Source organism: Micromonospora gifhornensis, from assembly GCF_016863515.1.
GTDB lineage: Bacteria > Actinomycetota > Actinomycetes > Mycobacteriales > Micromonosporaceae > Micromonospora > Micromonospora gifhornensis.
The window spans coordinates 17103-28046 of the sequence record NZ_BOPA01000060.1; the positions used below are offsets into that span (position 1 = coordinate 17103).

At 72.1% G+C, this 10944-nt stretch carries 10 protein-coding genes; 6 read left to right on the plus strand and 4 right to left on the minus strand.

What is annotated here, in order from left to right:
• Window positions 1–8 precede the first annotated feature (8 nt).
• From infB to rimP, 4 genes are all read right to left on the minus strand, one after another.
• Window positions 9–3002: a translation initiation factor IF-2 gene (gene infB / locus Vgi01_RS28490; RefSeq protein ID WP_204293107.1), complete on the minus strand. Its 2994-nt coding sequence runs from the start codon at window positions 3000–3002 to the stop codon at window positions 9–11.
• A gap of 115 nt (window positions 3003–3117) precedes the next feature.
• A complete protein-coding gene (locus Vgi01_RS28495) occupies window positions 3118–3426 on the minus strand; it encodes a YlxR family protein (protein ID WP_102660111.1) in 309 nt (102 codons plus the stop codon).
• A gap of 16 nt (window positions 3427–3442) precedes the next feature.
• Complete coding sequence (gene nusA / locus Vgi01_RS28500) at window positions 3443–4486, minus strand: transcription termination factor NusA (RefSeq protein WP_204293108.1); 1044 nt, start codon at window positions 4484–4486, stop codon at window positions 3443–3445.
• Window positions 4483–5133, minus strand: coding sequence for a ribosome maturation factor RimP (gene rimP, locus Vgi01_RS28505; protein ID WP_102660109.1), 651 nt, complete (start codon window positions 5131–5133; stop codon window positions 4483–4485). The genes nusA and rimP overlap by 4 nt, the downstream gene beginning before the upstream one ends.
• Before the next feature lie 220 nt (window positions 5134–5353).
• On the opposite strand from rimP, the gene Vgi01_RS28510 reads away from it, so the two are divergent.
• From Vgi01_RS28510 to Vgi01_RS28535, 6 genes are all read left to right on the plus strand, one after another.
• Window positions 5354–5812 (plus strand): hypothetical protein, encoded by a 459-nt coding sequence (locus tag Vgi01_RS28510; protein ID WP_204293115.1) that lies wholly within the window; start codon window positions 5354–5356, stop codon window positions 5810–5812.
• A complete protein-coding gene (locus tag Vgi01_RS28515; RefSeq protein ID WP_204293109.1) occupies window positions 5812–6252 on the plus strand; it encodes a ferritin-like domain-containing protein in 441 nt (146 codons plus the stop codon). Before Vgi01_RS28510 ends, Vgi01_RS28515 begins: the two co-directional genes overlap by 1 nt.
• A gap of 66 nt (window positions 6253–6318) precedes the next feature.
• A complete protein-coding gene (locus Vgi01_RS28520) occupies window positions 6319–6900 on the plus strand; it encodes a PadR family transcriptional regulator (protein ID WP_102660107.1) in 582 nt (193 codons plus the stop codon).
• A 98-nt stretch (window positions 6901–6998) separates the two neighbouring features.
• Window positions 6999–7712: an ABC transporter ATP-binding protein gene (locus Vgi01_RS28525; RefSeq protein WP_102660126.1), complete on the plus strand. Its 714-nt coding sequence runs from the start codon at window positions 6999–7001 to the stop codon at window positions 7710–7712.
• Complete coding sequence (locus tag Vgi01_RS28530; protein WP_239089210.1) at window positions 7709–10456, plus strand: ABC transporter permease; 2748 nt, start codon at window positions 7709–7711, stop codon at window positions 10454–10456. Before Vgi01_RS28525 ends, Vgi01_RS28530 begins: the two co-directional genes overlap by 4 nt.
• Window positions 10457–10473: 17 nt before the next feature.
• A partial coding sequence (locus tag Vgi01_RS28535) for a nitroreductase family deazaflavin-dependent oxidoreductase (protein WP_102660106.1) occupies window positions 10474–10944 on the plus strand: 471 nt, incomplete at its 3' end.

Below are 10944 nucleotides of genomic sequence, written 5' to 3' on the forward strand. Positions count from 1 at the left end.
CCGCAGGATCAGGCGCGAACCTTCTCCCGCATCTCGAAGGTTTCGATCACGTCGCCGACCTGGACGTTGTTGTAACCACCCAGGGTCAGACCACACTCGAAGCCCTCGCGGACCTCCGTCGCGTCGTCCTTGAAGCGCTTGAGCGAGCTGATCGTGAGGTTGTCCGCCACGACCGTGCCGTCGCGCAGCAGGCGCGCCTTCGCGTTGCGCCGGATGACACCCGACCGGACGATGCAACCGGAGATGTTGCCGATCTTGGACGAGCGGAACACGTCGCGGATCTCCGCGGTGCCGAGCTCGACCTCCTCGTACTCCGGCTTGAGCAGGCCCTTGAGCGCCGCCTCGATCTCCTCGATGGCCTGGTAGATGACGGTGTAGTACCGGATCTCCACGCCCTCGCGGTCGGCCATCTCGCGGACCTTGTTCGAGGCCCGCACGTTGAAGCCGATGATCGTGACCGGCTCGGACGAGGCGCTGGCGAGCATGACGTTGCTCTCCGTGATCGCGCCGACGCCCCGGTCGAGGACCTTGAGCTGGACCTCCTCGGGAATGTCGAGGTTGAACAGCGCGTCCTCCAGGGCCTCCACTGAACCGGAGACGTCACCCTTGAGGATGAGGTTGAGCGACGTCTTCTCGCCCTCCTTGAGCTGCTCCATGAGCGTCTCAAGGGTGGCCCGGCCACGGGAGTTGGCGAAGGCCGCCGCCCGCCGCCGCGCCTGGCGCTGCTCGGCGATCTGCCGCACCGTACGGTCGTCCGCCGCAGCCAGGAAGGTGTCGCCCGCGCCCGGCACCGCGGTCAGACCGAGAACCATGACCGGACGTGCCGGACCAGCCTCGGTGACCTGGTTGCCGTTCTCGTCGAGCATCGCCCGGACCCGGCCGTGCGCCCCACCGGCGACGATCGAGTCGCCCGCCCGCAGGGTGCCCTTCTGCACCAGCACCGTCGCCACCGCACCGCGGCCCTTGTCCAGGTGCGCCTCGATGGCCACACCCTGCGCCGGCCCGTCGATCGGAGCGGTCAGCTCCAGCGACGCGTCGGCGGTCAGCAGCACCGCTTCGAGGAGGTCCTCGATGCCGATGCCGGGCTTCGCGGCCACGTTGACGAACATGGTCTCGCCGCCGTACTCCTCGGCGACCAGGCCGTACTCGGTCAGCTGCTGGCGGACCTTGTCCGGGTTCGCCTCCGGCTTGTCGACCTTGTTGACCGCGACCACGATCGGCACGTCCGCCGCCTTGGCGTGGTTGAGCGCCTCGATGGTCTGCGGCATCACACCGTCGTCGGCCGCCACCACCAGGATCACGATGTCCGTGACCTGGGCACCACGGGCACGCATGGCGGTGAACGCCTCGTGACCCGGGGTGTCGATGAAGGTGACCGCCCGGTCCTCGCCCTCGTGCGGGACGTGGACCTGGTAGGCGCCGATGTGCTGGGTGATGCCACCGGCCTCGCCGGCCACCACGTTCGCCTTACGGATCGCGTCGAGCAGCTTGGTCTTACCGTGGTCGACGTGACCCATGACGGTCACCACCGGCGCACGGCTGACCAGGCGGTCCTCCGCGACCTCGGCGTCGAGGTCGATGTTGAACTGCGCGAGCAGCTCGCGGTCCTCGTCCTCCGGGCTGACGATCTGCACGTTGAAGCCAAGGTGCTCACCCAGCAGCAGCAGGGTGTCGTCGGAGCACGACTGGGTCGCGGTGACCATCTCGCCCAGGTTGAACATCTCCTGGACCAGCGAACCCGGGTTGGCGTTGATCTTGTCGGCGAAGTCCGACAGCGAGGCGCCCCGGGAGAGCCGGACCGTCTGCCCCTGACCCCGGGGAGCACCCGAGCTCATGGTCGGAGCCGACAGGTTGTCGAACTCCTGTCTGCGCTGCTTCTTGGACTTGCGACCACGGGTCGGCTTGCCACCCGGACGCCCGAAGGCACCGGCGGCACCGCCGCCACGGCCACGACCGCCACCACCCGGACGGCCACCGCCGCCAGCCGGCGCGCCTGGCCGGAAACCGCCGCCAGCACCGGCGCCACCGCCGGGGCCGCCACGGTAGCCACCGCCACCGGCACCACCACCGGGGCCGCCACGGTAGCCACCGCCACCGCCGCCACCACCGGGGCCGCCACGGTAGCCACCGCCACCGCCGCCACCACCGGGACGACCTGCACCGCCGCCACCACCGGGACGACCGGCGCCAGGACCACCCGGACGACCGGGACGCTGGCTCGGCATCGACGCCGGGCTGGGCCGCGGCGGCATGGACGCCGGGCTGGGCCGCGGCGGCATGGACGCCGGGCTCGGACGGGGCCCACCGGCACCGGCGGCCGGCGGACGCTGCTGCTGGCTGCCCTGGATGCCGAACGGGTTGTTACCGGCGCCCCGCGCCGGCGGACGGCCCTGCCGGCCACCAGGGCCGGGGGTCGGACCACCAGGGCGGCCCGCGGCCGGGGAACCCGGACGGGGCGGCATGTTGCCGGGGCCCGGACGGGGACCCGGACCCGGACGAGCGGTCCCTTCCGCCGGGGGCTCCCGGCGGACGTTGTCACGCTGCTGCTGACGGGCGGCCTGCGCGGCCTTGACCGCAGCCTCCTGCTCAGCCTTCAGCGCAGCCGCACGCGCCTCGGCGGCGGCCACCTCGATGTCGTGAGCGCTCGCCGGCTTGGCGACCGGGGCCGCCGGCGGCGGCGGACCGGGCACCGGGGCCTTCGGCTTGGGCCCGGGAGCCGCCGGACGCCGAGGCGGCGTCGGCTTGGCGGTGATCCGGGGCTCGCCGGGGGTCGGCGACGGGGTCGGTGCCGCTGGAGCCGGCGCGGCCGACGGCGCAGCCGCCGGAGCACCAGCTCCGCTGGAGGCGACGAAGGCGCTACGCAGCCGCCGGGCGACTGGCGCCTCGACGGTGCTCGATGCGGACTTCACGAACTCGCCCATTTCCTTCAACTTGGCGAGAACGGTCTTGCTTTCGACCCCGAGCTCCTTTGCAAGCTCGTGTACGCGGGCCTTACCTGCCACTGCACTCCTCACTCCGAGGTCGTGCGGGCAGCACCCGCAGCGACCTCACTCGTGCACTTGAAGCCTGGTCATTTCTGGGACTTCATCGTGTGCTCATGCTGGTCGTCCTACCTTGCTAGCGAACCTCGCCCGACCGGGTGGCCGGACGTGGTGGTTGACGCGTCAGGTACTCCGCGAGGGCTCCGTCATCGGGAACCCCGGCGAGGCGCAGCGCACGCCCGAAGGCGCGGCGCCGCACTGCCTGCGCGAAGCAGGCCGGATCCGGGTGCATGTTCGCTCCCCGACCCGGCAGTCTGCGGGCCGGATCGGGTCGGAGACCGTAGCCGGCCTCGTCGTCGATCGCGACGATCCGCAATAACTCACTGGCCGGCGCACGCTGTCGGCAGCCCACACAGGTGCGCTCCGGCTGCGCGCGTCGTACCACTGGTGGAAGTCTACCCCTAGCTGCCCGAGACCGCGCCGCCCGGTTCCCGGACCTGATCTACTCCGGGCCGACCGGCAGCGCCAGCCTGCTCGGCGTCGGACCGAATGTCGATCCGCCATCCGGTCAACCGGGCGGCAAGCCGGGCGTTCTGCCCTTCCCGCCCGATCGCGAGCGACAACTGGAAATCCGGGACGGTCACCCGCGCCGCCCGGTTCGCCAGGTCGACCACCTCGACCCGCAGGGCCTTGGCCGGAGAGAGCGCATTACCGACGAAGGTGGCCGGATCGTCCGACCAGTCGATGATGTCGATCTTTTCGCCGTGCAACTCGCTCATCACGGCCCGGACCCGCTGACCCATCGGGCCGATGCAGGCGCCCTTGGCGTTGACACCGGGTGTGGTGGAGCGCACCGCGATCTTCGTACGATGACCCGCCTCGCGGGCGATCGCGCCGATCTCGACGGTGCCGTCGGCGATCTCCGGCACCTCCAGCGCGAAGAGCTTCTTGACCAGGTTCGGATGCGTACGCGACAGGGTGATCTGCGGGCCGCGCATGCCCTTGGACACGTGCACCACCACACACCGGATCCGCTCACCGTGGGCGTACCGCTCCCCGGGGACCTGCTCCGACTGCGGCAGGACACCTTCCAGCTTGCCCAGGTCGACGGTGACGATGCCCTTCTCGGACCGCGCCTCGTGCGCCTGCACGACGCCGGTCACCAGGTCGCCGTCGCGGCCCACGTACTCGCCGAAGTGCACCTCGTCGGTGGCCTCCCGCAACCGCTGGAGGATCACCTGCTTGGCGGTCATGGCGGCGATCCGACCGAAGTCGTGCGGAGTGTCGTCCCACTCCCGGAGCACACCGCCCTCCGGGTCCATCTCCTGGGCGTAGACCAGGGCCACGCCGCTCTTGCGGTCGATCTCCACCCGGGCGTGCGACTGGGCACCCTCGGTGTGCCGGTACGCGGTAAGCAACGCGGTCTCGATCGCCGCGAGGATCGTGTCGAACGGGATCTCCCGCTCGCGCTCGAGTGCGCGCAGCGCCGCGAGGTCGATGTTCACCTCTCCTCGTCCTCCACATCGTCATCGTCATCGTCGTCGACGTCTTCTGGTTCGGGTAGTTCGTCGAGGCGGCTGAACTCGACCTGCACCCGGCCCGGGCCGAGATCGGCGTACGGCCACTGGGCGCGCTCGCCGTCGACCTCCAGCGCCACGGACTCGTCGTCCGCGGCGACCACGCGACCGGTCACCTGCCGGTCGCCCGCCGGTCGGGCACCGGACTCCCCCGCGCCCCGGACGGTCACCCGGACCAGCCGGCCGACGTTGCGTCGCCAGTGCCGGGGCAGGGTCAACGGACGGTCCACGCCCGGTGAGCTCACCTCAAGCTGATATTCCCCGGCGACTATGTCGCCGCCGCTCTCCTCGGCCGCGTCCAGCGCCGCCGAGACCGCCCGGGAGACATCCGCCACCGCGTCCAGGTTGATGCCGCCGTCGGCGTCCACGATCACCCGGACCACGTGTCGACGGCCGGCCCGGGACACGGACAGGTCCTCCAGGTCGTAACCGGCCTCGTCGACCACCGGCGCGATCACCGCGCGTAGCCGCTCCCGACGGGCGGCGAGGTCACCCCGGGGAACCTGGCCGCCACGCGGGGCCGGGCCGCCACGCGGTCGCCCCGCCGTTCTGGTGGCACGGCCACGCTGCGTCATCTGTCCGACCCTTCCACTGCTCGCCGACTGCCATGCCGGCACGCCACCGGTGCGGACGCGCCGGTGGCTGCGCAGAGCGTAACGCGCCCGCCTCCGGACGGCCCGGGCGGCGCACCGACGCCACCGCCGTACACGGGCCGTGGTGATGGTGTTGACTTGTCCGGTGGCGATGGGCAGAACGACTCGGCGGGACGGATCCTCCCCGCTCTCCCGACGCGCGGTGCTGCGGGCCGGCGCGTTGCTGGCGCTCGGCGGGGCCGCCGCACCGCTGACCGGATGTAGCTTGCTCGACCGCGAGGAGCCGCCCCGGCCGGACCCGCTCGCTCCGCTGATCGACGAGTCGCTGCGCCTCGCGGCGGGACTGCGCGCCGCCGCCGACGCCCATCCCGACCTGGCCGCCCGCCTCGTCCCACTGGCCGAGACACATGAGGCGCACGCCACAGAACTCGCCCGGGTGACCGGCACGGCCCTTCCGTCGGAGTCGCCGTCCGGATCGACCGCCCCACCGCCACCGGAGCAGCCGGCGAGCCGGGCCGCCACCCTGTCCGCGCTGCGCAAGGCCGAACGCGCCGGGCGGGACTCGGCCACCGCGGCCTGCGCCGCCGCACCCGGTGACCGGGTCGCGCTGCTCGGCTCGATCGCCGCCGCGCGGGCCACCCACCTGGAGGCGCTCAAGTGATGACCGCACCGACCGGCACCGAGGACCCGCTCGCCGCCGCACTCACCGCCGAATACGCCGCGATCTGGGCGTACGGCCCGATCGGGGTACGCCTCGCCGACGCCGAACGCAAGGCCGCCGTCGAGGCGGAGGACGCCCACCGCAGCCGGCGCGACGCCCTGATCCTGCAGTTGAGTACCGGTGGCGCCGCCGTCCCGCCGGACCGGCCCGGCTACGCGCTGCCCTTCCCGGTCACCGACCGGGCCAGCGCGCTGCGGCTCGCGGTCGAGGTGGAGGAGCGCACCGCGGCGTTCTGGCGCGCCGTGCTGCCGGCCAGCACGGGTGCCGAACGGGACCGGGCACTGAGCGCTCTGATCGAGTACGCGGTACGGGCGACCCGCTGGCGACGGGCGGCCGGAATCGCCCCGCTGACCGTCGCGTTTCCCGGCCGTCCCGGCTGAGTAGGCAGGCCCGGCGAGCCGCCCAGCGGTTGCGATCTGACATACCAGGTATGCATACTCCGCAGCATGTCCATCCGCCACGGTCTGCTCGCCCTGCTCGAACGCGGCCAGATGTACGGCTACCAACTGCGCGCCGCGTTCGAGGAGTCGACCGGCTCGACCTGGCCGCTGAACATCGGGCAGGTCTACACCACCCTGTCCCGGCTGGAACGTGACGGGCTGGTCCGGTCCCTGCCGGAGAGCGAGGCCGGGCAGCGGCCGTACGAGATCACCGACGCCGGGCGGGCGGACCTGGCGCTGTGGTTCGCCACGCCGATCAGCCGCACCGACCGCCCTCGCGACGAGTTGGCGATCAAGCTGGCGCTGGCGTTGACCACCCCGGGAGTCGACGTGCGCACGGTGGTGCAGAACCAACGCACCGCCACCATGCGTACATTGCAGGAGTTGACCCGGTTGAAATACACCAGCGACCGGCCGGAGGATCTGCCCTGGCGGTTGGTGCTGGACGCAATGATGTTCCAGGCCGAGGCAGAGGTGCGCTGGCTCGACCACTGCGAGACGAGTCTGGTGCGACACCGCCCCCCGGTTTCCGGCCCGACGCCCACCTCCGAGGCGGTGGGCATCAGGGATGAGGAGGCGCGACGGTGAGTTCGGGCAACGAACCGACACCTGCCCTGTCCGACCGCAGCGGTCAGCCGAGCGCGGGGCACCGGGGCAGTGCCCCGACCCCGACGGCGACCGACGCCGTGCTGGAGCTGCGTGACGTACACCGCACCCACGGCAACGGACCCGCCGCCGTCCACGCCCTGCGCGGAGTGAGCCTGGTCGTACGCCCCGGCGAACTGGTCGCCGTGATGGGTCCCTCCGGCTCCGGCAAGTCGACCCTGCTCACCCTGGCCGGTGGCCTGGACAGCCCGACCTCCGGTGAGGTGCACGTCGAAGGCCAGCCACTGCACGCCCTGGACCGCAGCGGCCTGGCCCGGTTACGGCGACGCCGGATCGGCTACATCTTCCAGAACCTGAACCTCATCGGCAGCCTGACCGCGGTGGAGAACGTCGCGCTGCCCCTGGAACTCGACGGGACGGGTGTGCGCCGGGCCCGCCGGCTCGCGCTGGACGCGCTGACCGAGGTGGGCATGTCGGAGCTGGGCGACCGGGTTCCGGACCAGCTCTCCGGCGGCCAGCAGCAGCGGGTGGCGATCGCCCGGGCGCTGGTCGGCGAGCGCCGCCTCGTGCTGGCCGACGAGCCGACCGGAGCGCTGGACTCGCACACCGGGGAGGCCGTCCTGCGGCTGCTGCGCCGCCGGGTCGACGCGGGTGCCGCCGGTGTGCTGGTCACCCACGAGGCCCGACACGCCGGCTGGGCGGACCGGGTGGTGTTCCTGCGCGACGGCCTGGCCGTCGACTCGACCGCACCGCTGGTCGGCATCGAATCCCTGCTCTCCGGCAGCGGCCGGTGAGCGAGCAGGGACGCCCGGGGATCGGTAAGGCACGGACGGCCGAGTTCATCGGGTCGTGGCGCGCCGCGCTGCGCATCGCCCGCCGGGAGGCGAGGCGAGCGCGCGGCCGTACCGCGCTGGTGCTGAGCATGATCATCCTGCCGGTGCTGGCACTCACCTTCGTCGCGGTCAGCGTGGACATGTCGCGGCTGACCGCCGACGAGCGACTCGACCGCCAACTGGCAGCGGCGGACGCCGAGCTGCGGTCGGTCTCCCGCGCCAGCCCGATCACCCAGAGCGGCAACGGCGACCACTGGAACGTGACGGTCGAGAACGACGACGAGACCACCGAGGTTCCGCGCCCGCGCAGTACGCAGGAGATCGCCGCCCTCCTTCCCGAAGGCAGCCACGTCCTGCCGGTGGTGCGCTGGCTGCCGATCACCACCTGGGATGACGACCAGGACCGCATGCACGAGCTGTCCGCGTCCGTGGTCGACCTGACCGATCCGCTCGGGCGCGGACTGGCGCACATCCACGCCGGCCGGGCACCAGTCGGTGCCGACGAGATCGCGGTGAACCCGGCCGCCCGGCGCAAGCTCGGCGTGGCCCTCGGTGACCAGGTCAACGCCAGCAACGGCAGGAAGAGCTGGACGGTCGTCGGAGTGATCGAGGCTCCCGATCAGCTGAGCCCGGCGGCGATCCTGCACCCCGCCGGAGTGCCGGCGGGCGCGATGGAAATCGACTCGGTCTTCCTGGTCGACCTGCCCGGACCGCTCACCACCGAACTGTTCCGCCACCTCAACGACCACGGCGTGGTGGTCACCACCCGGACCCCCGCGCCACCGACGGAGTACGACGCCGCGTGGCGCGGCGGGATCGGGGCGCGGGAGGAAGTCAGCCTCGGGGTGCTGATCGGCGGACTCGGTCTGCTCGAGGTGGTGCTGCTGGTCGGCCCGGCCTTCGCCGTCGGGGTACGGCGTCGACGCCGGGAACTCGCGCTGGTCGCGGTGGCCGGTGGCGACGCCGCCCACCTGCGCCGGGTGGTACTCGCCGACGGTGTGGTCCTGGGCACCGTCGGTGCCCTGATCGGAATCGCGCTCGGCATCGGCCTGGCCGTGGCCGGTCGACCGTTGATGGAGGAGTTCGTCTTCCAGCACCGCTTCGGCGGGTACCGGTTCTGGCCCACCGCCCTCGTCGTGATCGGGCTGGTCGCGGTGCTCGCCGGGGTGTTGGCGGCCCTGACACCGGCCTGGATGGCCGCGCGACAGGACGTGGTGGCCGGGCTCGCCAATCGGCGTACGCCTCCGGTGCACTCGCGGCGCTGGCTGGTCGTCGGCCTGCTGCTGGCCGCCGGTGGGGCCGCGGTGGCCGCGCTCGGTGCGGTGGTGTCCTCGGATTCGGTCACCCTCGCCGGGCTGCTCGTCGGTGAACTCGGGCTGGTCTTCGCCACCCCGACGCTCGTCGGTCTGGTGTCCCGGGCCGGCCGGTTCCTGCCACTCGTACCACGGATGGCACTGCGCGACGCCAGCCGTAACCGGTCCTCGGCCGCGCCCGCCATCTCCGCGGTGATGGCCGCGGTCGCCGGCAGCGTCGCGGTCGGTCTGCTGCTGGCCAGTGAGCAGGCGCGCGACGAGCAGCGGTTCCGACCGTCGTTACCGGACCGCAGCGTGCTGGTATGGGTCGAGGGCGCGCCCGGCGAGCATGCGCCCCCCACGCTCGCCGAGATCACCGAACCGGCTCGGGAGCATCTCAAGGCCCGGAACATCGCCCCGCTGATGTCGACCGACTGTCTGCTGGAGTCCGACTGTCTGGTCACCGCGACGTTGCCGCCGGAGCGGGCCTGCCCGTGGCGAAGTGACCAGACACTCAGCGAAGCCGAGCAGCTGCGGGCCCGGGCCGACACCCGCTGCCAGGGACGACCCGACGACTACTTCGGTCTCACCTTCCGGGTGGTCGTCGACGACGGGTCGGCGCTGCCGATCCTCACCGGCGCCGGGCCGGATCAGGTCGCCGCCGCCACCGCCGTGCTGCGGGCCGGCGGTGCGGTGCTGACCGACCCCCGCTACGTGGTGGACGGTCGAGTGGAGCTTCAGGTGCTCCGCCACCTCGACGAGGATCGGCAGGAGAAGGTGCGGACCCTGGAGGTGCCCGGCCACGCGCTGCACCACGATCTCGACTCGAAGTGGCTGCTGCTGTCCCAGGCCGCAGCCGACCGGCTGGGGCTCGTCACCAGACACACCGGCTGGGCGATCGACAGCGATTCCGTAGCCGATCAGGAGCAGCAGATACGGTTCAACACCGCGATCCGCTCGCTCGGACCGCTCGGGGTGCAGATCTCGGATTCCCATTACCGCGGCGGCACGCTGGGCGGGTTGCTCCTGCTGGCCGGGGTCTCCGCGGTGGTGACGGTGGGTGCCACGGCCAGCGCCACCGGCCTGGCCGCGGCCGAGGGTCGCGCCGACCTGTCCACCCTCGCCGCGGTCGGCGCCAGTCCGGGCGTACGTCGACTGCTCTCCCTGTGCCAGGCCGGTGTGATCGCCGTGCTCGGCTCGGCGCTGGGCATCGTCGCCGGCCTCGGCGCAGCGATGATCATCTTGCTCTCCACCAACCAGCGGTACGTGGACACCTGGCCGATCGAGCCGCCGTACCCGGTGATCGTGCCCTGGATCACCCTGGGCGCACTCGTCGCGGTGCCGCTGGTGGCGATGGTCGGGGCGGCGTTGTTCACCCGCTCCCGGCTACCGGTGGAACGACGGATGGACTGAGCCGGGACACTAGGAGAATGTCCACTCTGGGTTCCCTCACCCGCCGACTCGGACGACACCGCTGGTTCGGTGCCGCCATGCGCCTGCTCGTCCCCGCCGACCGGCTCGTCGGGCGGCTCACCCGCGGCCGGGTGGTGGCGCTCGGGCTCGTACCGTCCCTGGTCATCACCACGACCGGTCGCCGCTCCGGCAAACCCCGCAGCAACCCCCTGCTGTACGTACCCGACGGCACCTCGTACGTCGTGATCGGCTCCAACTGGGGGCAGACCCACCAGCCGGCCTGGTCACTCAACCTGCTGGCCAACCCCGAAGCCGAGGTCGACGTCGGGGGGCGACGCATCCCCGTACGCGCCGAGTTGGCCACCGGCCCCGAACGCGACCGGCTGTGGCAACTGCTGCTCGACGAGTGGCCCGCCTACCAGGCCTACGTCGAACGATCCGGCGGCCGCCAGATCCGCATCTTCCGCCTAACCCCCACCACCACCCCC